Raw genomic sequence first — 25,296 nt, 5'->3', positions numbered from 1 at the left:
AGAGTTCTATGACTAAGGTTTGTGTAGTTACAGGTGGTTCTGTTGGTATAGGTCGAGCGGTCGTTGAGCGATTATTAGATGGTGGCTACAAGGTTTATAATTTAGATTTGAATGAATCCGACATCGGTGAATTTATTCAATGTGATATGACTGATTCTACCCAGATTGCACAAGCTATTGATCAGGTCATCAAGGAATCTGGCAAGATTGATGGTGTTGTATCCAATGCAGGAGTGCATTTTTCTGCAAACTTAGAGGACACCTCGGAAGCGGACTTTGATCGAGTGATGGCCATTAATGTAAAAGGTGCGTATTTCCTTTTACAGTCAGTACTTCCTAAAATGCGAGAGCAGGGAGCAGGCTCAATCGTTTTATTAGGCTCCGATCAGTCAGTGATAGCTAAAAGAAACTCTTTTGCTTATAACATGAGTAAAGCTGCTTTAGCTTCAATGGCTAAGACTACGGCATTAGATTATGCCTCTTTTGGTATTCGAGCTAATGCTGTTTGCCCAGGAACGATAGAAACACCGCTTTACCACAATGCGATTGACCGCTATTGTGAACGGAGCGGAAGTGAAAAAAGTGTTGTACATCAAGAAGAAGCAGCTTTGCAGCCATTAGGGCGAATTGGTCAGCCTGAAGAGGTTGCTGCGCTTGTTGCATTGTTGATTGGTGATGAAGCTCGTTTTATTACCGGTAGTTTGCAGGTAATTGATGGCGGGTATACAACCCAGTAATTCAACTGTAGAAGTGAAACTTGCGATCTAAAGGCGGTATATGAGTAGAGTTATAGACCCGCATCTGCACCTATTTAATCTTGAAGAAGGAGATTATCGCTGGTTGCAAGAAGGGCACGCGCCTGAATGGTCTGATAAAAATAAAATTAGACGCAGTTTTAATGAAAGCGATTTAAGTCAATCCGGCTCAGCAGATATTGTTGGTTTTGTTCATATAGAGGCGGGCTTTGATAATTCGTCTCCATGGCGAGAACTTGAGTGGCTTGAGAGCCACTGTGAATTACCTTTCCGGTCCATAGCTTATCTAGACCTGACTTCCGATAGTTTTGGTGAACATCTTGAAAAGCTTAAAGAATTTTCGTCATTAGTTGGTGTGAGATATATCTTAGATAATGCAGCTCAAGCTGTGTTGTCCGATCCGAATGTGATAAAACGCCTTGAAATGCTGTCGGATAATCAGCTGATTTTTGAAGCTCAACTATCTTTACCAGATCAAGGTGCGTCTTGTGCACTTGCTGATGTAATGCAGCAGTTGCCAAATCTGAAAGTCGTGATTAATCATTGTGGCTCTCCTTTACAACTAAATGAGCAATGGATGCATTCTATTACTCGGCTAGCCCATCATCCTGAGTGTTCTATCAAGTGTTCTGGCTGGGAGATGTTTAATCGTGATTGGAGTGCGGAACAAGCTAAACCGATTATAAGTTTTGCCATTAGGCAGTTTGGGCTTACGCGCGTGATGTTAGCGAGTAATTTCCCTGTTTCTGAATTGACTTGCACCTATGCTGAAGTGTGGCAACGGTATCTCAAAGAGATGAAGTGGAAGGGGTTTGAAAAGGATATGCTGATATTTGAAAATGCGAAGCGTATCTATCAGTTAGATATTGATTAATATGATTACAAAATTAAAAAGGGCGCTAAATATAGCGCCCTTTTTGTATTGAATGGAAAATTACTTAACTTCAATACGTGGAGAGCGCATTACTACTTCATCGTTCAATTCGATACCAATGCCGGGCTCTTCTGATACTTGGAAGAAACCATCTACAGGTTGTGGATCTTGAATACAAAGTTCACGGTTCCATTGCTTAATCGCATAGGTGTGGTGTTCATGGATTAAGAAGTTTGGAATTGCTGTTTCCAGATGTAGAGATGCAGCTGTCGCTACTGGACCACCACAAACGTGAGCCTGAATGCGAACGTCGTAAACATCAGCGTAATCACACACTTTCTTAGTTTCAGTGAATCCACCACATAAACCGATATCTGGTTGTAGTACATCCAGACTTTGATCTTCTAAATAAGGGCGTACACCCCAGCGGTTATATAAGCGTTCACCACCGGCAATGGGTACATTAACTTTGTCGGCTACGCGTTTATGTAGCTCTGAGTTTAGATAATTTACTGGCTCTTCGAAGTACATGCAGCGAGCTTCTTCGACCAGCTCACCTAATTGGATTGCGGTTGATGCGCCTGGCAAACTGTGACATTCAAAAATTATATCACCGTCATCACCCATGGTTTCGCGGATAGCCATCAAGCGGTCGCGGAACATCTTCATCTCTTTGTTAGTAAAGAGCTTGGTACGATCGAAGAAGGTTTCACCTTTCTCGTTGTACATGATCGGATCGACTTTTACCGCGTCGTAACCTTCTGCAAGCGCTTTTTCAGTAGCTTTTGCGTAATCTTCTGGATCTGTTAGCGCTTTAAACTCAGAGTCCCAGTCAAATTGAAGTTGGCTAGCATAGGTGCGAAGTTTATCGTTAACTTTGCCGCCCAGCAGCTGGTAAACAGGTAGTCCTAAAGCTTTGCCTTTAATATCCCAAAGCGCAGTATCGATAGCACTCATTGCGGAATAGATAATCGGGCCACCACCTAATCCCCAAAAACTACCACGTAGCATTAGGTTCCAAAGATCTTCAGTTTGGAAAGGGTCGCGGCCTATTAGCATTTCTTCTGCAAATTCTTTAATCATATGAGCTGCAGCGCTATGCCCTAGGTCGTAAGCTAAGCCAGCTTCCCCTACACCGCTGATGCCTTCATCAGTATGCACACGAACAAATACCGGATTCCAAACAGGGCGTTCCGGGCAGTGGATATCAAAAATTTCTACGCGATTTATTTTCATTATGTAACCTTAACTTTTAGTGCCGCTTGTTTGGATTTTAAGATTCGAAACTAGGATCGAGTCGATATGCACGACGCAGCATCGCTGGCCATGATTTTTGTCCACCCGTAGAACCCGAATGAACAACATTCGCTTGATTCGAAATACCTTCAACAATTTCAGGTACTACGGGAATAGCTTCTTGACCTGTGGATTGAATTAGTAATTGCACTTCGCAAGCGCGCTGCAAATCATACATACGCATAAATGCATCACCTACCGTCGGCCCAACGGTTAATGCGCCATGGTTAGATAATAATAGATAGTTGTATTCGCCCATATCGGCTTGAAGGCGAGTTTTCTCTTCGTGATTGACTGCTAAGCCTTCATATTGATGATAACCAAGTGAGCCTAGTGCAAAGCATGAATATTGGCTAAGTGGTTGAAGGCCGTTTTTAAGTGAGGCTACAGCGATAGATTCTTTTGTATGTAGATGTAAAACACAATGTGCGTCACTTCGAACTTCGTGTACAGCGCTATGGATAGTGAAACCTGCTGGATTAATCTTGAAGGGGGTGTTGTCTAAAATATTACCTTCAAGATCGACCTTCACTAGATTAGAGGCTGTCACTTCGTCAAAGCTCAGGCCAAAGGCGTTAACCAGGTAATGATCTGTACCTGGGACTTTTGCAGAGATATGAGTGTAGATAAGATCACCCCATCCCATATCCTCTACAAGCCTGTAGCAGGCTGCTAAATCAACACGAGTTTGCCATTCTTCTGGTGATACTTTGTTTTTTAAATCAAGTTTCGGTAGCTCTAGCATACAGTCCTCAATACCGAGAAGGCCTAGATTTTGGAGTAAATTTTAGAGGGGAATTATACATGTAAAGGAAAATAAAAGCTGGTTACAGGGTAGAGCTTATAAATTAGTAATAAGAATTATTTGCATCTGCCGTTCTGTTATATAATAATGATTCCTATTACTGATAAGGAGGGTTGTTATGAATAGTCCAGCGAACAAATCTGTATTGGAATTTCCTGTAATTGCGCTTGTTGGTGCTGTTGCACTAGGTTTTATGTTTCTTCCATTTGTTGGTTAAGATTTTCTTTAGCTAAACGATCAAATCCATGTTTGGTTGTTGTGAGCTAGCTAAAGACTTTAATTTAGAACGATCTGGTCTGCTCAGTGCTTACGGCTCTAAAGAGAGCTGATAAAGAAAAGTTTCCCTCACCTAGTAACATCATGACTTGGCTGCCTCCTAGGCATAGCATCGCCCATTCATATCCACCATCGCTTCCATAAAAGCCTTGAGGGAAATGGAAATAAATTGCGACACCCATCATTAATGTGAGTAAAAAGCCTGCGATTCTGTTGGCGATACCTAATACAAGAAACCATCCTGCTATAAGTTCTATAGATGCTGTAATTAGAGCAAGCCAAAAAGCTTGTTCGGAGTTCAAGAAAGGAAACAAGCTATTAACTATTTCAGCAAACGGGAATATTGCCTGGGTGAAGTAGGCGGTCCAGTTATCGAATTCCCATAAAAACCAGATGCTTTCCAAGCCAAATTTATCACAAGCATGGACAATAAAAATTGAGCCAAGCGTAAGTCTTAATCCCAGAAGGGCTAAATCCATTTGCATCAAGATCTCCAATCTTAATTGATAAGGTAATAGATAATGATTCTCATCATTGTTTTTTTCAAGGGTTAGTTTAAAATATCACGCTGTGTGCATATAACCTGATGTTGGGGTGTCTGAGTGAGGACTTTTTTTCTGGTGTTTTTGGGCTGTTTGTCTGGAGCGGTATTTGCCGCTGAGCCTGAAGAGGCCTCTGATGTAGTTGATCGTCTTATCAATACGACAGACCTAGGTAAAAATTTGCAAACGCTTGATGATTATTACTCGCAGATTAACCAGAAGTTAAATAAGCAAGTAAAGAATCGGCATCGAGACCCATTTGAAAGGTTGGTGCATCAAGAGCTTAAGGTAGAGCAAAAGGCTGCAAAACCAAGATTTATTCCGCGCCAAAAAACGGCAGAGTCTCTAGGGGCTTCAAGTATTTTAAATAAGACCCTCGCAGGGAAAAGGGAGCAAGATCAAGGAGGACTGCCTGTTATGCAGTTTCGTGGGTTTATTAAATCAGACGAAGAAAAGGCTGGGCTTTTAGAGATTGAAGGGCAAGGAACCTTTGTTGTGCATGAAGGGGACAAGGTCGGCTTGCAGCAGTTAGGTGGCGATATGGTGATCCGAGTTGTAGAGATTAATGCTCTGAATCTGATTGTTGAATTTGGAAGTCTGGGTGAAAAGGTAGTAGTGCAGTGAAACGTTTTTATAGTGTTTTCCTAATTGTCACTTCCTTGCTGGTGGGCGGTGCTCAGGCGGGAGCACGAATCGAGTTTGTAGAGTTTAAGGATGCAGAAATACGTGATGCTGCTCGTATTCTTTCCTCAATGACGGGCGCCAATATTGCGGTAACTAAAGAGGCTAGTTCGGAAAAGGTCACTCTTTTGCTGCAAAAGACAGAGCTTAAGCATGCAGTAGAAATGCTGTCGCGAGTTGCTGGTCTTTGGTATCGCTATAGTAAGCTGGGAAACAGTTACATCATTATGACTGAGAAACAATATCAGGACGATATTGTGGTGTATAGGGATGACGTGATTCGGACGTTTACGCTTCGTCATCAAAATGTAAGTACCACCGCTGTCACTATTCAGAGCTTATTTGGTGATCGAGTCCGTCTTTCTCTACAGCAGGGTAATGACGATTTTCAGGGGTTGGATTTAGAAGTGGGGGACACCAATGAAGCCACCACGATAAATAACGATTCGGATGATTCCGATGAAATTAAGATCCAAGAGTTAGATCGTGAAGAATTTGATCGAACGGATGAGGATCAGGTTGCCGAGAAATCACTTTCAAAAGGTGCGCTTCGTCAGTTGGGTGGTGCAGAGGAAGTTTCTGAAGATTCTGCCAATAAGTTATTAGGTGCGAAAACACCGATTTATATAGCGACCAACAAAATTCATAATCTGCTTCATGTACGTACCAGTGATGAAAATGCTTTGGCTGAAATTGCACGCTTAATTAAAGAGAGTGATAAGCCTACGCCTCAAGTTTTGCTTGAGATGAAGATTGTTAAGATCGATGTGGGTGAGGGGTATGAGCAGGATTTTGATCTTAGTTTTAATGATGCCTTGAATGTGACTGGTAACTATCAGGCATTAGAAAGCCAAAGTCCAAGTAGTTTGGATTTAAGTAATGCTCAATATCAGACGAGTGGGGTTGGTATCAATGAGCTAACAAATACTTTTTCGCAGTTATTAGGTAAAAAAAGTACTGGCTTTGGATTTAACGATGTTGATGGTGGTTTTTACGAGTTCTTCAGTAATTATGTAACTGCGAAAGTGGCTTTTTTAGAACAGAATAATCAAGCAGAAGTTGTGGCTAAGCCTGTGATGCTGGCCTCTAATAATCGACCAGCACGTTTGTTTATTGGCTCTGAACAGGTTGTACCGGTTAATTTGGAAACTGATACCGAGTTTTCTGCAGCAAATAATAATGGCGATCGCACCTCCAGTACTACAACAACATTAGAAACGGAGCGCCGTAAAATCGGTAATACCCTGATTTTATTGCCTAGTGTCAATGCTGATCGAACGGTGACGATTGATATCTTTCAAGATACTTCCAGTATTGAAAGAAATGGTATGAACTTTCCTTTTTTTAATTCTGAGACCAATCGCATTGAAACGATTCCGCTGGATGCGGTTCAGGAATCAAATGTGAAAACTGTTGTTGTTGCAAAAGATGGCAAGACAATAGCGCTTGGAGGGATGATTACGAGTGAGCAATCGGATTATGAAACGGTTGTTCCTCTGCTTGGTCAAGTTCCTATTATTGGCGAGATGTTTCGCTCTAAAGAGGAAAGGGATGAAAAGTCTCAGTACGTAATGCTGATTACACCGCATGTATTGATGAATCCAGAAGAGTCGGAAGATCAAAGCCGCAAAGTTAAAGAATTTGCATATGAAGTTGATGTGCAGTCTTTTTCGCAAAATACAAAGCAGTATTCGGTTACCGATTTCATCCGTTTAACCCGTTATGCCGCCCAGATTGGCCGTGGTAATGATGCTGATAAGCCAAAGGGGCTTGTAGATGTACCGGTTACCTTGTCACCGTTATCTTTGGTTTTCTCTGATCCATCTTTAAGTGTTTGGCCTGTGGGTAGTTGGCAGCAGAATGGTTTGCATATCACTTTGCTTAAAGCGCGCAATCATTTAGATAAGTCCAGAGTGGTTGATCTGACTGAGTTGCCTGGTAATTGGTTGGCGTCTGCTGCTGGTCAAGAGCGTTTGGCTGCATTTGGTCGGAACGGTGATGAAGGCGATTTATATCTTTTGTCCAATAAGCCCTTCAATCAGGTGGTTTCAGCTGTGAATAATGGAGTGGATCGCTAATGGCAAATCTCTTTAAAGCTGCGGTAATTACTTTTCTATTAGTATTGAGTGGTTGTGCTCTGAATCAGTCTGTTCAGCCTCATGAAGCTGTTGAAGAGGGTGGTTCTGTAAAGCCTGCGACTTCAATTTCTCTTTATATCTATCCACAAAGTACCTCTGTAGGTAGTGATGTTGAATCAGGCTACTTTGTTGAGTTTGATTTGGCTGATAAATCGGATATTCCAACCGTTAAATACCAAGACTGATTTACTTAAATGTAAAAAATGTAAATTAAGCACTTGACATATATGATGGTAGTAATGATAATGATTCGCACTTAGATTGATTGGAAATCAAAGCACGGAAGCTTACTTATAAACTCAACTTTAAGATTGAGTGAAAAATATAAAGGTAGTGTTGTGAATCAAGTGCAAACTCAAACGGGTAGCAATCAAGCTGAGCCATCGGCAAAGCTTGAGCAGCATAAAGAAGTGCTGGGTCAGCTATTTGAACTCTACACTGAGCTATTCAGTCACGACGGCTATGGTGATATCAGTGTTGAGATAAAAATCCTCCGTCGTGGACAAAAGGAAGTCATTCTGCATTGTGGTAAACAGTACCGTTACGTACTGGATTGCGACAGTGCTCTGGCGAATGAGTCGCCAATCAAAGCTTTATTGAAAAGAGATCTTCTTTCTTAGATTTCTCTTTTTAATTTTTGCCTGAGAGATCAGGTACGCAGTTATGCTGCAGTAGGAGTAAAAGGAATTGCTCTGAAAAGGTGCAAGGCGGGTGGCCTTAGTTTCGCGGTAGAAGCAGCGCCAAGGGAAGCGTTCTAAATCGGACTGGGTGAGATGCCGTAGCTCTCTAGGGGAGAGTCAGCTCTTACGTCAAACAGTCTTAACCCAAAATCGTTTTAGAAACTGGAAGTTATAAAAATGTTGAAATCTCTAATGGAAAAGCGCGAAGCGCTAATGGCTCGTTTTGCAAAAGTTGAAGAATCACAGATTCAAGATGCCGAGCTTCGCTCTAAGTTCCGTAATTTGAAAGCTAAGCAGGGCGGTTTTACACTGCTTGAGCTTTTGGTTGTTGTAGCAATTCTTGCAGCTATCGCGGGTACCGCGACTATCGCGCTACAAGATACAGACGCGCGTGCATCTGCTGCAGCTCACGTTGCTATGATGGATGAATTAAATAAGGGCGTTCGTACTTTCCGAGTACTAAATAAAAATGCTCTGCCGACAGGCTTTGATTCACTGGTACAAACTTCGGCAGGTGATGCAGCTACTGATGCAGCTCCTTTATCTGTCGCGGCAATTGAAGATATTACATTAGTAGCATTACCTGTAGCTGCTGCAGGGGTAATGCAAGCGGGCGGCCTAGACAGTTTACAGTATGTCGGTACCCATTTGGATGCGGATGGAACAGATACGGCGTTGACCTGTGCTGGTACGGACGCAGCTAATCCTAGCCAAGAAGAAATTATCGCTAGTCGTGGTAATGCGGTGGTTGCGGGTAATATCTTCCTATCACCAGCTGCTAATGGCTGTGGTTATACTGTGAGCTTTGATGAAGATGGTGAAATTGTAGGTGGTACTGCGGGTGATACAGCGCAAGTTGCGTTGTGGAGCGGTGGCTATGAGCGAGTAATGGGTGAAGCGGGCCAAGATATGGATGCTCAGACTGCATTTGATGCTACAACTGGAGTTATGACTGTAACTTTGGATGCTGACGCTAATACCCCTGATCCTGCTGCATTGCTAGCTGTTGGCATGGGGCCATCTTCTACATTGTTTAATGCAAATGATCTTGGCGGTATGACTTCAGTGCCTGTTTATCGTCACGTTTCTGAAACAGAATACAATCGCTTTATCGCACTATTTAATGTAGGTACTTTAACTGCTACAGGTACTGTTACTCCCGGCGATCAAGTTTCTCTGACAGCAATTGTTGATGGTGCTGGTGATACTAAAGAAGAAGAACTGGGTGAGTGGGACGGTACTCGTAACACTATCTAATACGGTTTGACCGGTTAGATAACCCGTAAGCCGGTCAGATGATTCTGACCGGCTTTTTAGCATTGAATTAGGCCAGTGTGATGCGCTTTGTATTGTTATCTTTATGTATGCTTTCTTCTATTTCTACCTCTCTTGCTGATGTCTTGCAGGATCAACGAGGAATATACAAATCAGTTAACCTTGTTCAGTTTGTAAATAAAAACCAACTATCTACCCAGATGGCAGAAAAAAAACAGCGTTTGATGATACAGCCTGAGCCTATTCAGTTTCAGGCACAGCTAATGTCTATGCCTAAGGCTGGAAAGTTTTCTCTTGCCTATGATGCTCTGCAGTTGTGGCAGAGTGAGTCTGAATTGCCAACTATAGATCACAGTGCTTTTGTGGGTTTGCAAGAGGGGCCTGTGTTGGGCGTTTATGTGACTCATGAGGCAGCCAAAATGTTGCGGCAGATAAACTTGGAAGTGCCTACACAGTTCTATGCTATGCACATATACAACTATTCCAAAGGCCCTAGATTAGTGATCGTCGCGGCCCAAGAAAAGCCTCAGGACTAATTTATTCATTTGTTGGTGAACGCGTCATGTCAGTGTTGCAAAAGTTTTTAAAACGAAAACATCCTAACGATAATGATGGTCTTTTGGACGAGCCGCCTTTAGATCAGCATGAGTTAGTCAATCCTTTTGAGCCTGAAGTGATTAATCGGGAAGAAAGCGCTGATGTATCTCATTTAATAACGCTTGATCGTGCTTATGATGATGGCGAAGTTGTAGATCCTGAACTTATTGCTGCAGAGCAAAAGGAAAGTCGATTTAAATCCCTCATAAGTTGGATTCGTTTACCTACTCCAGGTGCAAGCTACAATCTTTTAGCCTTTCAGGCTGGTAGTTTTGGATTGCGTGGTGTTTTAATTCGTAATGCTCGTCATGGGGCATTACTTGGCCCTGCAGCGGAATCTAATAATGTTGATTTTACCCGCGCAATAGCTGAGGTTGTTGATCAGCTTAAGCAGCATCATAAGCGCCTTCCCAAACAAGCTATTTTAGTTACCCCGAGTGTTATCTCCTCTATTGTTGAGCTCCCCGTTAGTCCATTGCGTCCACGTTCTGATGATGAGATGCGCGAGCTTATTCGTTGGGAGTTGGAGGGGACCTTAACCCAGCAAAATAAGCACTGGCTAATCGGGTCAATGCTGGTGGAACGTGGTTATTTAACCGCGTCTCAGCGAGATGAATTAGTTGAAGAACTTCAGATTAGACAGAGTCAGGGTGGACAAGATGGTCTATTACGATTCGGTGATCTGGCGGTTCAGCTCAATTACATTACCCACGAGCAACTAGAAGAGTGTTTTGTTCTGCAAGGTAAGCTTATCGCTGTTGATGATGACCTGGCTTATGGCTGGCAAGCAGAAGAGCCACAACTAACGCAAGGTTTAAGCGATGAAGCACTCTTAAGTACTGATGATGATGGTGATAGTGCTCACAAATGGTTGGTGAGCGGGATGAGCAAATCCGTTCGTCGCCGTTGGGTTGGTGCTTTTAATCTGAACCACATAAAGCTTCAGGCGTTTTATCCTGCGGTTGGTAGCAGTTTTGCAATGCTTACTCAGCGTTGTACTGATCCCCAACAGGCGCTGCTTGAAATCCACCAAGAGCAATTGGCGTTTATTTTAGGTGGGGCAAACGCGGTCAATGAAATTCGTGTTGAAGAGCGCCAATATGGTGAGGTGCGTCAGGATGAGATTCAGCGGTTAATAGGCGTCTTACCTGCTGATCTGCATAAGCTCTATGTCAATTTTCAGGGTAAGGAAAAAGATGAAATACTTTTTGCTTTATCAAATAGTACCGCTCTGGATGTAGAAACATTAAATTTCGAAGGCTTGGATATTCCGAAGCCCGAGCATCTCTACAACGAGGCTCTCTTAGGTATCGCTGGCGCAGCAGAGCACTTTCTAAATCATGTTGCTAAAGCGAGATTGAGCTGGATCCCTGCAAGAGATGCCGAAGTCTCATTTTTTAAAAAACTGCTTTCGCCGAAAGTACTTAAAATTTCAGCTGTTGTAGCTGTAGCTCTATTGATGGCTGGCTTTCTCGGTTGGATGCACTGGAATATGTGGCAGCAGCAAGAGCGTTTGGATCAATTGGATTCTCGTTTTGAAACGGATAGTAAACTTAAACAGCAGTTTGCTGGCATTGTTGCCGAACAGGGGCAGCTAAAGCAACAAATTCGAGAAGCTACTGATGAAGTGGCTTTGAATGCAGACCTGTTAATTCTTCTGGGTACAGATCTGCCTCGAGATAAAAATCTGATCAATATTCTTTTAAAGTCCCTTTTGTTAGTGACTCCGGAAGGGGTGAGTATTCAAAGTATTACTCAATCTGAAGAAATGTTAATGATCGCTGCTTTAGCTCATGGGGATACCCAAGGGCAGGAATTTGTCAGTGCGTTAAATAAAGTGATGGAACCGCTTGATTATCAAGTGTTTAGCTCTGATGTTTCGGAACTTGAAAATACAGATGGCAGCGATTTTTCTCCTTATCAAGTGAATATAACACTTCGTCAAAAGGTCGGTACTTATGTGGTAGGGGATCAGAAATGAACTGGGTAAGGGAAAAGTACTTCAATCTATCCAGTAAAGAGCGGAAACAAGTTCTTATTCTGGTCATATTTACTCTACTAGCTGGCTATATGTTTTACGCGGCTCAAACCTGGCAAGCGATGTTTCATACGGAAAAAATGGCGAATCGGAAAGCCGACCGTATAGAGAAGCGGATAGGGGATTTTAAAGCGCCGGAATTGGAAGATGGGATTAGTGTCCAGGTGTTATCTAAATTAGAGCAGCAGTTAAAAGGACAAGAAAATTCTCTAAAAGGCTATGCCAGTACACTAATGCCTATTGGCGATGCAACCGCGCGTGAAGCGCTTAAATTAGAACTTACCCAACTGGCATATGCCAATCAATTACGTGTGGCCCGGATGAAAGCAAGTGAGCTGAAACCTAGCGTAAATGTTTCTCAATTGACGGGTGAGCAGTTACGAGATTACTTGCAGGAACGCCCTGTATTCAAGTTGGTTTTAAGTGGACAGTTTTTAAATTTAGTGCGTTTTGTCGATGGGCTTAATCGATTGAAGTATCAAGTCTATGTGAGTGATCTAAATGTTGAATTGCTCAATGATCAAAACAGTTTGTTGAAAGTTGAACTGGAATTGAGGATTTAAGGCGTTTTATGAGCAGTCTTGAGCAAATTCAACGGTTAATGGATGAATGTGTCCGCCTTGAAGCATCCGACCTTCATATCTCTGTAGGCTTACCTGCAACCTATCGGATTCATGGGCGAATTACGCGTAATGATGAGGAGCCGTATTCATCAGAATTGGTGGATGAGATGGCTTATGCATTGATGAGCGATTCCCAACGCGAGCAATTTCACAACGATCAAACCTTAGATATGGGTTGCAGCACTGAGGCTGGACATCGTTTTAGGGTCAATGCCTATCGTGAACAAGGTAATACCGCTTTGGCTATTCGTTTTTTAGATGGTGGATTAAAAACGACTCGTGAGCTGGGCTTGCCCCCACAAATGGATTATCTGGCTGAGTTAAAAAGCGGTTTGGTGCTTGTTTGCGGTGCTACAGGATCAGGCAAATCAACGACACTGACTGCCATCTTAAACAGTATCAATGAGAATCAAGCTAAACATATTCTGACGGTAGAAGATCCGGTGGAATTTGTTCATCAGAATAAGCAGTCCATCGTCCATCAGCGCGAGCTTTATACCGATGTTCCCGATTTCGCTAGCGCCGTAAAAGCAGCTTTGCGTGAAGATCCTGACGTAATAATGGTCGGCGAGATGCGAGACCTAGAGACCATGCGAACCGCACTTACGGCGGCTGAAACCGGTCATCTAGTATTTTCGACCTTGCATACCAATGATGCGGTGGGTGTTGTTGAGCGTTTGATTGGTAGCTTTCCCGGAAATGAGCAAGGCGTAGCGCGTCAACGTATAGCGCAAGCTTTAAAAGCGGTAGTTGCTCAAAATCTAGTGTCTACTGCTAATGGTAAAGGGCGGGCGGTAGTTGCTGAAATTTTGATGGTGAATACTGCTGTCGCTAACTTGATCGAATCCGCTAAATCAAAGCAGATTTATTCTGTGATGGAGAGTAGTACTCGGCAGGGGATGCAGACTTTAGATCAGGCGCTTGCGCGCTTAGTTACGGCGAAGAAGATTACCCTCGAGTCAGGCCGTAGTTTGTGTAGAGATATTGGCTCGTTTGAACGTATGCTGGGTGGTCAATAATGGCCGCACAAGAAAATAGTTTACTCAACGCCGGTACTCAGGCGGGTTTAATCGACCCAATAATGCTGCCTGAACTTAAAAGTAGTGCTAGGCGATCAGGAACTGACCTGATCGAACTGTTGTGTAGAACAGGCCGTTATCCAAAAACGGCGCTGTATCAGGCTTTAGCTGATAGCCGTTCTTTGCCTTTTCTAGATCGTGATTCGATCGATATAGATACTAACTTACTCAATCCATTTAATGCTGAAACATTACTTAGGCGGATGTTTGCTCCAGTTAAATATCAAGGTGAGTTATATGTTCTTTTGTCAGACCCCGATGATCGCATGGGCTTGGATACGGTACAGAGGATAATAGGTAAACGAGCGACATCAGCGTTAGCTGATCCTGCGTTAATCGAATCCATTATTCGTAAGCATTTTAATGTTTATGAAATGAGTGCCAATGCTGTCACGATTATTGATGACATTATGAAAGAGGCGTATATCCGTTCGGCGACGGATCTTCACTTCGAGCCTCACGAGACTGGCATGCTGTTGCGTATGCGAGTCGATGGCAAAATGCAAAGTTATGAACGTCCGATCAGCAAAGAGCTTTCCGAGTCGTTGATGTCGCGTATTAAGGTGCTTGCGGGCCTCGATATCGCTGAGCAAAATATGGCGCAGGATGGTGGCTTTAGCTACAAAATTCAAGATTGGTTTGAGGTTGATGAAGTTGAACTTCGTGTTGCAACCATCCCTAGCCGTTGGGGTGAAAAAGCGACTTTAAGGGTTCTGGGTCAGAGTACAGCAGGTCAGACTCTCTCTGATTTAGGTATGCCGGATCATATCCTAAGCTCAATGAAACAAGCTTTAGCCAAACCCTACGGAATTATCTTAGTAACCGGTCCTACGGGTAGCGGTAAAAGTACCACGCTGTATGCATCCCTGCGTGAACTGGATGCTTCGCAGCTTAATATCCTAACAGTTGAAGACCCTATTGAACAGGTTGTCGAAGGTACGACACAGGTTCAGGTATCCGAAAAAGTTAGCTTTTCTAAAGCGTTACGATCTTTCCTGCGTCACGACCCTGATGTGATGTTAGTAGGTGAAATTCGAGATAACGAAACGGCAGAGACCGCGGTTCGCGCAGCAATGACAGGACATATGGTGCTGTCTACGTTGCACACTAACAGCGCCGTCGCCACGGTAAACCGCCTTATCGATATAGGTTGCCCCCGCTACCTTATTTCTTCAACGCTCGCTGGGGTATTAGCTCAGCGATTATTACGTCGTTTATGTTCTCACTGTAAGGAGGCTTATCAGCCTGATCAGAGAGAGCGTGAGATTCTTCAGTTGTCTCAGAGTGAAGAGATTACTCTGTATCGCAACCATGGATGCCCTCAGTGCACCGGTAGTGGCTATCGGGGACGTGTAGGGATTTATGAAACCTTATGGATTGATAAAGAGATAGAACTATTGATCCATTCGGGTGCTGAAGATGAACAGATAGCAGAAGCCGCTGCGGGTGCAGGTCTGCTCAGTACTCTCTGGCAAGACGCCAGAGATAAAGTGCTAGAAGGCACAACAAGCCTTCAAGAAGCAATGCATCTGTATTAGGAGAAACTATCTGATGAAGTTCAGCTATAAAGCGTTGGACCCTCAGGGACGTGAGCGTCAAGGCACTGTTGAAGCGAATAGTGCTGCAGACGCAACCGCACAATTACGGTCACGCTCCTTACATGTCCTAAAACTTGATGCGGGTGGGCAAGCGTTCAGCTTGATTGCCTTCATCGCAAAGATTTTTAGTTACATCTCAATTAAACGCTATACCAGCGCCAGTGCTGCGGATCAGGTGATCTTTTTCCGTCAGCTATCTCTAATGCTGCGCTCGGGTAATACCTTAATGCAGGGCTTAGAGCTCTGTTCGGAAATGACCGAGAAGGTTCAACTTCGCAATAGCTTGATCAATATTCTAGTGGCAATTCAGGGCGGTAGTAGCTTTGCTAATGCGATTGAAAAGCAGGGCAGTAAATTCCCGCCGATCGTGGCCAAGTTGATCGCTTCCGGTGAAGCCTCGGGTGAGTTACAAATGACTTTAGAGCGCTTGGCTGACTCGCTAGAACGAAGCGCCGCGCTAAAGCGTCAATTTGTTTCTAGTTTGATCTATCCGGTTCTGGTTGTGACCGCGGCGATAGGTGTGACGTTGTTCTTAGCTTTAAGCATAGTGCCTAAGTTTGCCACGATGCTCGAGGGAAAATCGCAACAGTTACCTGCAGCAACTCAAGTCATGATGGATGTCTCTGCTTGGTTAATTGATTACGGCTTTTATCTTGGTGTGACGGTGGGTGTAATTATCTTCGCGATTTTAGTGGCTTACACCACGAAGGTTGGTAAGGCTGTTATTGATCGTGTCTTGATCAATCTTCCTCTGATCGGTAATTCGATTAAAACTTCGGGTATGGCGCAGATGGGTTGGACCATGTCCATGCTGCTGAGTAGTGGTTTAACCGTACTTGAATCTCTTCGAGTGGTGAGTTCGGTTGTAAGTAACGACCGCTTATCGCTTTGTTTCTCTCATGCCAGTGATGAAATTCTGGCAGGTCGAAGTTTGGCTGTAGGCCTTAACCAACGAAATATTCCTATGATGGTTCAGCACATGGCCGGGATTGGTGAACGTAGTGGTGAGCTAGAACACGTGATGTTGGAGCTGGGGCGCTATTACCAAGATCAGGCAGAAGCTCGAATTAAACGGATGATCGCAATGATCGAACCTGCAATGACATTAGTTGTGGGTGGTCTAGTCGGTGGTGTTTATTACGCCTTTTTTACAGCGATGATGCAGGTTTCTGCGGGTTAAAGTCGGGAGAGCAATTATGCAATTTGATTTAACAAAGTACGACGTTAGCGCAGATAACCTGATTTTTGCGGCTAATGAATCCGATGCGGATAGATTTGATCAAGGTACAGATACTTATAACGATCAAACAGCACCGTCTTATCTAAATGGTTTGTTACTGGATGCGGTACGAGAAGGGGCTTCGGATATTCACTTCGAGCCTTACGAAGAAAAGCTACGTATTCGGGTACGTGTAGATGGGGTTATGCGTGAACTAACCTCTATGCCTCGTGGTTTTGGTAACTTGCTGACCATACGTTTGAAAGTTATTTCTGGTTTAGATATCGCGGAACACCGGGGCACTCAAAGTGGCCGTTTCCGCATGATGATTACAGAAAAAGTTGGTTTAGATTTCCGTTGTTCAGTTACGCCGACACTCTATGGTGAAACCATCGTTTTGCGTATGCTTTATCTGCCAGAAGAACTGCTGAATTTAGATCATTTAGGTATGGATCAAAGTCAGATTCAATTGGCTCAGCAAGCAACCAAAAAACAGCAAGGGATGATTTTAATTACCGGGCCTACAGGTAGCGGTAAAACCGTATCCTTGTATACTTTGTTAAAGCAGCTAAACAGTCAGCAGCGCAATATTTACACCATAGAAGACCCAATCGAAATTAACCTGCCAGGGGTTAATCAGATCAATATCAGCCAGAAGCAGGGTATAACCTTTGCCAATGTGGCTCGTACGATTCTGCGCCAAGATCCTGATGTCATCATGCTGGGTGAAATGCGTGATCACGAAACGATCGATTCAGCGATTAAAGCTGCGCATACCGGTCACCTTGTTTTATCCACCCTGCACGCAACCTCAGCGCCTAAAGTGATATCGCGCTTGCGCAATATGGGTGTAGACCCGTACAACATAGCTTCGACTGTGAGCTTGATTATCAGCCAGCGTTTACTGCGTAAGTTAGACCCAGCTACTCGTGAACGTGCTGAGGTGTCTAAGGATCGTTTATTAGCGATTGGCTTCAAAGAGGATGAGCTTCAAGGTCTAGAGCTTTATAGAGCTAAAACCGGAGAAGGAAACCCTACAGGGTATAAAGGCCGAATTGGCATCTTCGAGGTTTTGCCTGTGACTCATACCTTATCGCGTTTAATCGCAGATGGGGCTACTGACGCAGATGTTGAAGCTTATGCTGATGCCAATGGTATTGCGGATCTTCGTCGTTCTGCACTGGAAAAGCTCAAAGCAGGTTTAACGGATATAGATGAAGTAGAGCGCGTACTTGGTTTAGTTGAACAAGCTGAAACTGAGCTACTGAATATTCCAGAACTATTGCAGCGTACTCAGAGTCAATCTGAGCAAGTAGAGGAGGTTGTGTAATGTCTAATCAACATAATTTCCCAAATAAGAAAAGCCAACAAGGTTTTACCCTTATCGAGCTGCTGGTGGTTGTCTCTGTATTAGCTGCTATGGCAGGGATAGCTGCTGTGGCGATGGATGGTTACGAACAGGATGCTCAAGAGCAGCTAGTTCAAACTGAAATGAAGCGTATTGCTTCGGCGATCTATCGGTTTAAAGAGGATACGGGGTATTTTCCTAGAGACGGGATTTTCAGTGGTGATGCACTGTTTGGTGCTGATTCAGGCGATGAAAAAACTGATTACAACAAGACAGAGAACTTAGAGTGGCTTTTTGTATCTCCTAGGGTTTTTGATACCAATGATGATGACAAAGTTGATGGTAGTGATGCAGCTCCGTTTGAGCGTTTAGCTTGGGATGTCAACCGTTCGAGAGGTTGGAATGGACCATATTTAGAACCCTCTTCGCAGAATTACGTTGTTAATAACGTGACTGTTTGCGGGCTAAGTGAAGCAAATTTTGATACCGGCTTCGATGGCAAGCAATCGGCTGGCTTAACTGATGCCTTTGAGCGCAATACATTGGGAGCGGAATCATGTGCTGCCGTTCCTTATTCCGGAAATTGGGTTAGACGAGAATTTACCGGTCAGGCGTATCGTTACTTTACTGCTTACAAAAATGATGCGGTTACTGATTGTTTGCAGTCCGGCAATGGCTGTATCGCATTGGTAAGTGCGGGTACTGATAGCGCATTAGATACTGACCTTACTGATGCTGTTACCAACGATATCGTTCATATTCTAAGGGTGAACCCATAATGAAAAATGTTGTAAATAAACAGCATGGTTTTACCCTGCTGGAACTTGTAGTCGTTGTTGCTGTAATGGGCTTGATTGCGTCTTTAGCGACTGAGTTTGTTGTGCATGAAAGTAATCAAGCGCGATATGACCTAACCAAAGAGCGCAGAGATAATATCCAGACAGCATTGTCGAATTATTATGATGACTGCTCTTCATTCCCAACTAACTTAGATTGGTTAGTGCTGAAATCTAAGGTCGATGCCGTTGGTAATACAGAATGCGGTAATACCAGTAATGAAAATTGGGCAGGCCCGTATATTCTCGATGTTGATTTTGAAGAAGGCTCTCCAATGTATCGAGATGGATGGGGAAATAGGGGTGTCGCACCTGAGGCTGATTTTGGATGGAAATACCAAAACAGTGGGGCAAGTGTAGCTTTAAGTACCTATGGACTCGATGGTGCTGCGGGTCAAGTTTCTAACTCTAGTAGTGTTGAATATGAGTTCGAACGAGATGAAGGTGACGGATATACTTTGTTAACGTCACCTCCTGCAGGTTCTTACTATTTAATATCTGTGGCTTCAGGTGCTGTTAACGTACTAAGTTGCCGTGAAGGGGCTGCATCTACTGGTGCGACTACGGTGAGTATGTCTCTCTGTATCTAGTCTAAGGTGCTGGTTTTGATAACTATGCTGTTTTAGTAGTGCATAACTCAACGTAGCAATTGCAGCCATAATCAAGACTAAGCTACTCTGAAAAATAAACGCCAAGCTATATGCGTATCCCGTGTATAGCTTGGTAATGAGTGTAAGCGCTTTTAGCGTGCTTAGCCCTGTCATAAATCCAACTCTTATTTTTATTGATGCAGAGCAGTATAGACAGCAAAAAACGCACAAGGAGAAACGATTCTCATTTGTAAATTAGATAAAATTTTATTAAAATTCGCGCCTTTATTTATGAGCTGTTATATCTGTCTTTATTCACTATTTCATACACATCATTAAATAGTGCATCTTTGTCTCTTTTGACAGTCGTTTAAGCTCGAACAGTAAGAATGGTTTCTGGCCCAGCATCAATGGGTGATGTGGTGTTAGTTGCTTTCCTACTTCCTGAAGTTGTATTTGCTTATCAGCACTCGTGGCGAGTGTGGTTAGTGGTGCTTCTTCATTAAGCAGGCCTGAGAAATCAGGTCGTTGGAAAAGAACTAATACACATAATAATTTGGAGCCATTCATGACTTCCTCCGTTGTTTCAGACGTGTCTGAAAAAACACCAAGATCTTCACGTTTAACCCTCAAAATTGGTTTGGGCGCATTGGCTATTAGCCTTGGTGTTCTGGGTTACACCTACTATGAATCAAAGATCAAACCTCTCTCCGGTTACGGAGATGATTGGGCTGCGTTAGATTACCTCAAAGACAAAGACCCTAAAGCGCTCTCAGGCGGTGATCTAACTCATTTCTTCTTCGGTGATATCTCGTTTATTACCGAAGCGCAAAACTTGCCTTGGCAAATGCAAGCGACTTTCGATGATGGCGATGGTGTTTTTGAGCGACCTTTTACACCTGCGGTGACGAGTGGCTATAGAGCGGATGCCGACGGAGTAGGACCTTTGTTCAACTCGACCTCTTGTGAAGGTTGTCATGTCGAAGACGGTCGTGCTGCTCCGCCAACTGACTTTTCTGCGCCTGCTGATGGTTTGTTATTCCGTGTTTCTATTCCTGGTACTGATGCCCATGGCGGGCCTAAGCCTCATGCTATCTATGGTGGTCAGCTTGCTGATAATGCTATCCCCGGTCATAAACCTGAGGTCAGCATAAATATCAGTTATGAAGAGATTATTGGTCAGTATGCCGATGGCTCTGAATACCGTTTGCAAAAGCCTATTTATAGCTTCCCAGAACAGAATTACGGCCCATTGGGCGACGATGCGATGATCTCGCCGCGCATCGCTCCATTTATGATCGGTATGGGTTTGATTGATGCGATTACAGACCAATCAATTTTGGAGTATGCGGATCCTGAAGATAAAGACGGTGATGGTATTTCCGGTAAGGTGAACAACGTGTGGAGTGTTGAATTCAACAAACACATGATTGGTAAATACGGTTGGAAGGCAGAGACACCAACACTCAATCATCAGAGTATGGATGCTGCTGTTAATGATATGGGGGTTACTAACCCATTGTTCCCAGTTGAAACCTGCACAAGTACACAAACAGCCTGTAAAGAAGCTCTGTCTGGTACAACCGATGCACCGGTTGAAATGACCGAACAGCAAATGAATGCGGTCACTACTTATCTTGAATTCCTAGGTGTTCCAGGGCGTGACTATCTTGATAACCCAGATGTAATTCGTGGAGAAAAACTCTTCAAAGATACCGGTTGTGAATCCTGTCATCGCGAGACCTTTGTAACGGGTACTGAACAACGTCAGCGCCGCTTACATAATCAGACAATTCACCCTTACTCGGACTTCCTTCTTCATGATATGGGGCCGGATCTAGCTGATCATCGTCCATCATTTGATGCGGATGGTTACGAGTGGCGCACACCACCATTGTGGGGCATAGGTATGGTTGAGACTGTAAACGGTCATACCCGCTTTATGCATGATGGTCGCGCGCGTAACTTGGAAGAAGCGATTCTTTGGCATGGTGGCGAAGCTGAACAGTCTAAACAGGACTTCACTAAGCTTGCCCAAGCTGATCGTGAAGCGATTGTGAAATTCCTTAAATCTCTATAAAGATTCACCGCCTGCTCTTTAGCAGGCGGTTTTTTATTGCCTGAAATAAGCAACAATTGGAGCAGTGATAGTGACATCATTAAATTTGCACTTAGAAACGCAGTCCGTTCGAAGTGAATTACAGCCGGTGTATCAGCAGTTAAACCAGTTGATTCTGGGTAAAGAATTACAAATTAAATTGTCGCTTACCTGTCTATTGGCTAATGGTCATCTTCTTTTAGAAGATCTTCCGGGGATGGGTAAAACTGTACTTTCTCACTCCTTAGCGAAAGTGCTTGGATTGGATTATAACCGTGTTCAATTCACCAATGATCTCTTGCCTGCTGACTTATTAGGTGCGTCTATCTACCAAGCGCAAAGTCAGTCTTTTCATTTTGTTGAAGGGCCTGTTTTTACCCAGTTTCTTTTAGCGGATGAGATCAATCGTGCGACGCCTAAAACACAAAGTGCGCTTTTAGAAGCGATGGAGGAGCGGCAGGTAAGCTTGGAAGGTGAGACACGCCCGTTGCCGCAACCTTTCTTTGTTATTGCTACCCAAAACCCTGCAGAACAGATTGGAACAGCACCTTTGCCTGAATCACAACTGGATCGTTTCTTGATGCGAATTCAGATGGGGTACCCAGTGAAGGCTGCTGAGTTAGAAATTTTGGCAGGGGAGAGTCGACGTGATCTGTTGAATCAGGTTGAAAGTCTGATCGATATTGAACAGCTAGAGCAATATCAGAAGCAAGCAAACAGAGTTGTATGTAGTGAAACCGCGTTGGCTTATCTGTACGAATTGCTGCAGTTCAGCCGTGAGAGTAATCATTTCACCAATGGTTTATCTACACGTGCAGGTTTAGCATTGTTAAACGCAGCTAAAGCTTGGGCATGGTTAGAAGGTTCAAAGCATCTGCTACCTGTGCATATTCAAACTGTATTCCCCTATGTTGCAGGTCATCGTTTACAACGTATTAGCGGTGCTTGTAGTCCAGTGGAAAATGGTCAGCTAATTTTAGAACAGGTTGCTGTTCCACGATGAAAGGCTGGCGTATTGCTCCCACAGGTTTAGGCATTGGTTTTGTGTTAATGCTGTTTGCGCTGTTGTTGATAGCAATCAATTTCAGTAATAACCTGATTTTTACTTTGTGCTTTTTCCTTATGGCGGCATTCCTGCTTTCTGTCTGGTTTGTTATCCGCAATATGAATGGCATAGAAGTCGTTAATGTTCGGGTTAAGCCTGTTCATTTGGGCCAAAAAATTAATTATCAAATATCAGTTAAAGATCTGGTGGGTTCTGACCACCTTTATATCGAGCTAAATGGCAGTGATCGATATTTCCACCTACCTGCTGATACGACGCAAATTTGGAATTTAGACCTCAATGCAGATAAGCGAGGCTTATCTTTAGCGCAGTCAATAGAAATGAGCTGCATTTGGCCCTTAGGTTTATTTACCTTTAAACGAAAAATAGCGCAGTTACCTGAAGTTTTAATCTATCCCGAAGCGCAAGATCTTGCTGCATTAGATCAGCCTGCGAGTGGAAGTGCAGCGCATAGCCAATCAGAAGCAGAAGAGCTAGATGGACTACGTGAATACCAAGCTGGGGATAACTTAAAACGCATCGATTGGCGAGCAGTGGCACGCAGAGGTCAACTGCAGGTTAAACATTTTGATGGTGCTGATGGTGATCCTAGCTTGTGGCTGGATTGGAACAATACACAAGGGATGGATTATGAGAGCCGAATTAGCTGCCTTTGCCATTGGGTATTGGAGTGTCAGCAAATGGGTCGAGAGTTTGGTTTGCGATTACCAGCCAAGGAAATCGATCCTAATCGAACAGGTCAGCACGCTCAGCAGTGTTTAAGTGAGTTAGCCATGATGCCAGAGGAGGTCGTGTTGTGATCGGCTTTTTCTCCTCTCGCGCTCAATTATTGAGTCTTATTTTATTACTGTTAAGTGCTCTTCCAGCATGGGGGCACATTAGCTTTGTTCTCTTGCTGAGTTCTGTTGTCGTTATAGCGATCCATCAGAAAATTAAACATAAGCCTGTTATACGCTGGGCAGTTATTATCACCTTCTTGTTAGGCTGTATTTCCCTCATTCACCTAAATGGCAAAGGCTGGTTCAATGCGACAGCCGTGCTTTCAGTCCTATATGCAGTGTTAATTTTAAAATGGGGTGAGTCGAATACGCTTCGCGAATATAGAGTCGTTACTCTGGCGAGTACTTTGTTAGCGGCTCTGAGTAGCCTTTACCTACCTAGCTTACCTGCAATAGCATTTTTAATGATGATGGGTGTTTTGATGATCACCTGTTTAATTGCCATAAATGATTCTGAATCACGTCTATCAGCGGGACAGTTGTTGAAGAAAAGTGGTCTTATTTCCATAGCTCTATTACCGATTACGGTAGTGCTGTTTATCACTATGCCTCGGGTACAGGGACCATTGTGGGATTTAGGCTTAGCCATCGGTTTACCGATTGAGCTGGCAATCGATCAAGATGCTAAAGATATTGGGCTAAAGGGATCACTCAAAGCAGGTGAAGTGAGTCGTTTAAAGCGTAGCGATGCTCCAGTATTAGTTGCCGAATTTAGTGGTTATGTACCTTATAAGAGCCGTATGTATTGGCGCGGACCGGTCTTTAGTGACTATGATGGAGTCAGTTGGAGTTTGCCGGATAATTGGGATAAGCGAAGTAATCTGCTTAAGGGTTCTTATCGTGGCCAAAAAGCGGTGGAGCAAGTTCTAACCAGTAAGCGCGATAAAGTGCATTACGAAGCTCGGGTTTCTCCTCATGCTGGTCATTGGTTATATGCATTAGACCTACCAACAGGACAAACACCTGAAGCGCTAATATCGAAAGATATGCAGTTGTTAGGTATTCGTAAAATTAGCTGGGAATTTAAATACGATATCTTTGCTTGGCTTGAATACACTGGCGGTCGCAAACTTTCTGAACAGGAATTTTCTGCGTATTTAGCTTATCCAGAGAACTCCAACCCGCGTCTGAAGGCTTTTGGGGAGGAGCTGGCAGTTAAATACGGTACCGATCAAGAAAAGATCGATGTTCTGTACACCCATCTAGCCTCGAACGGTTATCAAATGTCATTGACCTCAGATATTGGGGAAAGTAACCACAGTCTTGATCAATATTTCTTTGATGAAAAAACTGGAACGATTGAGCATTTAGCATCGAGTACGGCAATGATTTTGCGTGCTGCGGGTATACCTACTCGCCTTATTAGCGGTTATCGCGGAGGTAGCCTAATCGCACTGACTGATTTCGTCGTCGTTAAGCAGGAACATGCTCATGTTTGGGTGGAGGCTTGGAGTGATGATATCGGTTGGCAACGAATTGAAAGTAAAGATTTAGTTGTACCTCCGGAGAGGACCGCCGTACCGAAACCTAAGATCGAGACGAAGAAGCAAACTCAGTTGGCCGACGCTAAGCCAGCGAAACCTACATCAGCTACTGTCACTGAACAGTCCCAAGCAAAGCCTGAGGCTGCTAAAAGCTCTGATAAGCAAACCACTTCTAGTTGGAACTGGTTGAAAAAACTGAGCTCGGGGATGGAAACTTGGGTTTTAAATTACAACCCTGATCGTCAAGTTGAACTCCTGAAAAAGTCTGGCTTACGCAAAGTCGATTGGAAAAACCTTCTCGCATTGAGCGTTTTGGGCTTAGTGCTTCTAGCTATTGTTTATGCGCTCTTTTTACAAGTTAAGAAAGCGAAAACTGACCCTGTTGTTCGCGCTTTTGACCAGTTAAATGAACGGTTTAGTAAGTTGGGTCTAGCTTGTTTAGACGGCGAATGTCCAAGCCAGTGGTTAACTCGGGTCAAAATTGAAAAGCCAGAGCTATACCCGGCTCTGGAACAGGTGGTTAATCAGTACTTGGCGGTACGTTATGGCCAACAAAATACAGCAGAAGGGAAGGCCCTTTTTGTGCGAGACGTAAAACGTTTGGTAGCGATGATATGAC

24 protein-coding genes are annotated in these 25,296 nt (G+C 43.7%); 20 read left to right on the top strand and 4 right to left on the bottom strand.

The features are described from left to right. Nucleotides 1-8 precede the first annotated feature (8 nt). Nucleotides 9-737 (top strand): SDR family NAD(P)-dependent oxidoreductase, encoded by a 729-nt coding sequence (locus tag ACMXYV_RS13755; RefSeq protein ID WP_415889038.1) that lies wholly within the window; start codon nucleotides 9-11, stop codon nucleotides 735-737. Between the two features lie 40 nt (nucleotides 738-777). Beyond that, nucleotides 778-1,629, top strand: coding sequence for an amidohydrolase family protein (locus tag ACMXYV_RS13750; RefSeq protein WP_415889037.1), 852 nt, complete (start codon nucleotides 778-780; stop codon nucleotides 1,627-1,629). 60 nt (nucleotides 1,630-1,689) lie between these two features. Here the strand turns inward: ACMXYV_RS13750 and ACMXYV_RS13745 are convergent, their stop codons facing one another. The 3 genes from ACMXYV_RS13745 to ACMXYV_RS13735 form a co-directional block, all read right to left on the bottom strand. Next, entirely contained in the window at nucleotides 1,690-2,865 is a 1,176-nt protein-coding gene (locus tag ACMXYV_RS13745) for a mandelate racemase/muconate lactonizing enzyme family protein (RefSeq protein ID WP_415889036.1), read from the bottom strand. 37 nt (nucleotides 2,866-2,902) lie between these two features. Next, a complete protein-coding gene (locus ACMXYV_RS13740) occupies nucleotides 2,903-3,670 on the bottom strand; it encodes a class II aldolase/adducin family protein (protein ID WP_415889035.1) in 768 nt (255 codons plus the stop codon). Between the two features lie 341 nt (nucleotides 3,671-4,011). After that, a complete protein-coding gene (locus ACMXYV_RS13735) occupies nucleotides 4,012-4,491 on the bottom strand; it encodes a DoxX family protein (RefSeq protein WP_415889034.1) in 480 nt (159 codons plus the stop codon). Between the two features lie 117 nt (nucleotides 4,492-4,608). On the opposite strand from ACMXYV_RS13735, the gene ACMXYV_RS13730 reads away from it, so the two are divergent. The 14 genes from ACMXYV_RS13730 (at nucleotide 4,609) to ACMXYV_RS13665 (ending at nucleotide 19,250) form a co-directional block, all read left to right on the top strand. Then, entirely contained in the window at nucleotides 4,609-5,172 is a 564-nt protein-coding gene (locus ACMXYV_RS13730) for a hypothetical protein (protein WP_415889033.1), read from the top strand. Then, nucleotides 5,169-7,307, top strand: a complete 2,139-nt coding sequence (locus ACMXYV_RS13725; RefSeq protein WP_415889032.1) for a hypothetical protein — start codon at nucleotides 5,169-5,171, stop codon at nucleotides 7,305-7,307. The genes ACMXYV_RS13730 and ACMXYV_RS13725 overlap by 4 nt, the downstream gene beginning before the upstream one ends. Beyond that, the gene (locus ACMXYV_RS13720) at nucleotides 7,307-7,552 is read left to right on the top strand and encodes a hypothetical protein (protein WP_415889031.1); all 246 of its coding nucleotides are present in this window, start codon (nucleotides 7,307-7,309) and stop codon (nucleotides 7,550-7,552) included. The genes ACMXYV_RS13725 and ACMXYV_RS13720 overlap by 1 nt, the downstream gene beginning before the upstream one ends. Before the next feature lie 153 nt (nucleotides 7,553-7,705). Then, nucleotides 7,706-7,987: a hypothetical protein gene (locus tag ACMXYV_RS13715; protein WP_415889030.1), complete on the top strand. Its 282-nt coding sequence runs from the start codon at nucleotides 7,706-7,708 to the stop codon at nucleotides 7,985-7,987. A 237-nt stretch (nucleotides 7,988-8,224) separates the two neighbouring features. After that, nucleotides 8,225-9,304, top strand: a complete 1,080-nt coding sequence (locus ACMXYV_RS13710) for a type II secretion system protein (RefSeq protein ID WP_415889029.1) — start codon at nucleotides 8,225-8,227, stop codon at nucleotides 9,302-9,304. Between the two features lie 80 nt (nucleotides 9,305-9,384). Then, on the top strand, nucleotides 9,385-9,858 hold the full coding sequence (locus ACMXYV_RS13705) for a hypothetical protein (protein WP_415889028.1): 474 nt from the start codon (nucleotides 9,385-9,387) through the stop codon (nucleotides 9,856-9,858). A 26-nt stretch (nucleotides 9,859-9,884) separates the two neighbouring features. Further along, on the top strand, nucleotides 9,885-11,900 hold the full coding sequence (locus ACMXYV_RS13700; RefSeq protein WP_415889027.1) for a hypothetical protein: 2,016 nt from the start codon (nucleotides 9,885-9,887) through the stop codon (nucleotides 11,898-11,900). Further along, the gene (locus tag ACMXYV_RS13695; protein ID WP_415889026.1) at nucleotides 11,897-12,520 is read left to right on the top strand and encodes a hypothetical protein; all 624 of its coding nucleotides are present in this window, start codon (nucleotides 11,897-11,899) and stop codon (nucleotides 12,518-12,520) included. Before ACMXYV_RS13700 ends, ACMXYV_RS13695 begins: the two co-directional genes overlap by 4 nt. A gap of 8 nt (nucleotides 12,521-12,528) precedes the next feature. Further along, nucleotides 12,529-13,599: a type IV pilus twitching motility protein PilT gene (locus tag ACMXYV_RS13690; RefSeq protein WP_415889025.1), complete on the top strand. Its 1,071-nt coding sequence runs from the start codon at nucleotides 12,529-12,531 to the stop codon at nucleotides 13,597-13,599. Beyond that, on the top strand, nucleotides 13,599-15,197 hold the full coding sequence (locus ACMXYV_RS13685; RefSeq protein ID WP_415889024.1) for a GspE/PulE family protein: 1,599 nt from the start codon (nucleotides 13,599-13,601) through the stop codon (nucleotides 15,195-15,197). Before ACMXYV_RS13690 ends, ACMXYV_RS13685 begins: the two co-directional genes overlap by 1 nt. Nucleotides 15,198-15,210: 13 nt before the next feature. Beyond that, on the top strand, nucleotides 15,211-16,437 hold the full coding sequence (locus ACMXYV_RS13680; RefSeq protein WP_415889023.1) for a type II secretion system F family protein: 1,227 nt from the start codon (nucleotides 15,211-15,213) through the stop codon (nucleotides 16,435-16,437). Between the two features lie 16 nt (nucleotides 16,438-16,453). Continuing rightward, nucleotides 16,454-17,806, top strand: coding sequence for a GspE/PulE family protein (locus tag ACMXYV_RS13675; RefSeq protein WP_415889022.1), 1,353 nt, complete (start codon nucleotides 16,454-16,456; stop codon nucleotides 17,804-17,806). Beyond that, complete coding sequence (locus tag ACMXYV_RS13670) at nucleotides 17,806-18,603, top strand: type II secretion system protein (RefSeq protein WP_415889021.1); 798 nt, start codon at nucleotides 17,806-17,808, stop codon at nucleotides 18,601-18,603. Before ACMXYV_RS13675 ends, ACMXYV_RS13670 begins: the two co-directional genes overlap by 1 nt. Continuing rightward, the gene (locus ACMXYV_RS13665) at nucleotides 18,603-19,250 is read left to right on the top strand and encodes a prepilin-type N-terminal cleavage/methylation domain-containing protein (RefSeq protein ID WP_415889020.1); all 648 of its coding nucleotides are present in this window, start codon (nucleotides 18,603-18,605) and stop codon (nucleotides 19,248-19,250) included. Before ACMXYV_RS13670 ends, ACMXYV_RS13665 begins: the two co-directional genes overlap by 1 nt. Before the next feature lie 318 nt (nucleotides 19,251-19,568). Here ACMXYV_RS13665 and ACMXYV_RS13660 read toward each other — a convergent pair whose 3' ends face one another. Then, a complete protein-coding gene (locus tag ACMXYV_RS13660; protein ID WP_415889019.1) occupies nucleotides 19,569-19,820 on the bottom strand; it encodes a hypothetical protein in 252 nt (83 codons plus the stop codon). Here ACMXYV_RS13660 and ACMXYV_RS13655 point away from each other — a divergent pair. The 4 genes from ACMXYV_RS13655 (at nucleotide 19,819) to ACMXYV_RS13640 (ending at nucleotide 25,295) form a co-directional block, all read left to right on the top strand. Continuing rightward, a complete protein-coding gene (locus ACMXYV_RS13655; RefSeq protein ID WP_415889018.1) occupies nucleotides 19,819-21,330 on the top strand; it encodes a di-heme oxidoredictase family protein in 1,512 nt (503 codons plus the stop codon). The two genes, ACMXYV_RS13660 and ACMXYV_RS13655, sit on opposite strands and share 2 nt — an antisense overlap. A gap of 70 nt (nucleotides 21,331-21,400) precedes the next feature. Then, nucleotides 21,401-22,351, top strand: a complete 951-nt coding sequence (locus ACMXYV_RS13650) for an AAA family ATPase (RefSeq protein ID WP_415889017.1) — start codon at nucleotides 21,401-21,403, stop codon at nucleotides 22,349-22,351. Beyond that, nucleotides 22,348-23,214 carry a DUF58 domain-containing protein gene (locus ACMXYV_RS13645; RefSeq protein WP_415889016.1) on the top strand — a complete coding sequence of 289 codons (867 nt, stop codon included), beginning with the start codon at nucleotides 22,348-22,350 and terminating at the stop codon, nucleotides 23,212-23,214. The genes ACMXYV_RS13650 and ACMXYV_RS13645 overlap by 4 nt, the downstream gene beginning before the upstream one ends. Then, nucleotides 23,211-25,295: a transglutaminase TgpA family protein gene (locus ACMXYV_RS13640; RefSeq protein ID WP_415889015.1), complete on the top strand. Its 2,085-nt coding sequence runs from the start codon at nucleotides 23,211-23,213 to the stop codon at nucleotides 25,293-25,295. Before ACMXYV_RS13645 ends, ACMXYV_RS13640 begins: the two co-directional genes overlap by 4 nt. The last annotated feature ends 1 nt before the right edge of the window (nucleotide 25,296 follow it).

The organism is Neptuniibacter sp. SY11_33, assembly GCF_047778025.1.
Lineage (GTDB): Bacteria > Pseudomonadota > Gammaproteobacteria > Pseudomonadales > Balneatricaceae > Neptuniibacter.
The sequence above is the reverse complement of the archived record's forward strand: the minus strand, read 5'-3'. Positions and strand labels throughout refer to the sequence as shown.

Excerpts from the sequence above, each read along its gene's own strand:
- ACMXYV_RS13755 (WP_415889038.1), top strand. The coding sequence starts at position 9 with ATGACTAAGGTTTGTGTAGTTACAGGTGGTTCTGTTGGTATAGGTCGA.
- ACMXYV_RS13750 (WP_415889037.1), top strand. The coding sequence starts at position 778 with ATGAGTAGAGTTATAGACCCGCATCTGCACCTATTTAATCTTGAAGAA.
- ACMXYV_RS13745 (WP_415889036.1), bottom strand. The coding sequence starts at position 2,865 with ATGAAAATAAATCGCGTAGAAATTTTTGATATCCACTGCCCGGAACGC.
- ACMXYV_RS13740 (WP_415889035.1), bottom strand. The coding sequence starts at position 3,670 with ATGCTAGAGCTACCGAAACTTGATTTAAAAAACAAAGTATCACCAGAA.
- ACMXYV_RS13735 (WP_415889034.1), bottom strand. The coding sequence starts at position 4,491 with ATGCAAATGGATTTAGCCCTTCTGGGATTAAGACTTACGCTTGGCTCA.
- ACMXYV_RS13720 (WP_415889031.1), top strand. The coding sequence starts at position 7,307 with ATGGCAAATCTCTTTAAAGCTGCGGTAATTACTTTTCTATTAGTATTG.
- ACMXYV_RS13710 (WP_415889029.1), top strand. The coding sequence starts at position 8,225 with ATGTTGAAATCTCTAATGGAAAAGCGCGAAGCGCTAATGGCTCGTTTT.
- ACMXYV_RS13705 (WP_415889028.1), top strand. The coding sequence starts at position 9,385 with ATGCGCTTTGTATTGTTATCTTTATGTATGCTTTCTTCTATTTCTACC.
- ACMXYV_RS13700 (WP_415889027.1), top strand. The coding sequence starts at position 9,885 with ATGTCAGTGTTGCAAAAGTTTTTAAAACGAAAACATCCTAACGATAAT.
- ACMXYV_RS13695 (WP_415889026.1), top strand. The coding sequence starts at position 11,897 with ATGAACTGGGTAAGGGAAAAGTACTTCAATCTATCCAGTAAAGAGCGG.
- ACMXYV_RS13690 (WP_415889025.1), top strand. The coding sequence starts at position 12,529 with ATGAGCAGTCTTGAGCAAATTCAACGGTTAATGGATGAATGTGTCCGC.
- ACMXYV_RS13685 (WP_415889024.1), top strand. The coding sequence starts at position 13,599 with ATGGCCGCACAAGAAAATAGTTTACTCAACGCCGGTACTCAGGCGGGT.
- ACMXYV_RS13680 (WP_415889023.1), top strand. The coding sequence starts at position 15,211 with ATGAAGTTCAGCTATAAAGCGTTGGACCCTCAGGGACGTGAGCGTCAA.
- ACMXYV_RS13675 (WP_415889022.1), top strand. The coding sequence starts at position 16,454 with ATGCAATTTGATTTAACAAAGTACGACGTTAGCGCAGATAACCTGATT.
- ACMXYV_RS13670 (WP_415889021.1), top strand. The coding sequence starts at position 17,806 with ATGTCTAATCAACATAATTTCCCAAATAAGAAAAGCCAACAAGGTTTT.
- ACMXYV_RS13665 (WP_415889020.1), top strand. The coding sequence starts at position 18,603 with ATGAAAAATGTTGTAAATAAACAGCATGGTTTTACCCTGCTGGAACTT.
- ACMXYV_RS13655 (WP_415889018.1), top strand. The coding sequence starts at position 19,819 with ATGACTTCCTCCGTTGTTTCAGACGTGTCTGAAAAAACACCAAGATCT.
- ACMXYV_RS13660 (WP_415889019.1), bottom strand. The coding sequence starts at position 19,820 with ATGAATGGCTCCAAATTATTATGTGTATTAGTTCTTTTCCAACGACCT.
- ACMXYV_RS13645 (WP_415889016.1), top strand. The coding sequence starts at position 22,348 with ATGAAAGGCTGGCGTATTGCTCCCACAGGTTTAGGCATTGGTTTTGTG.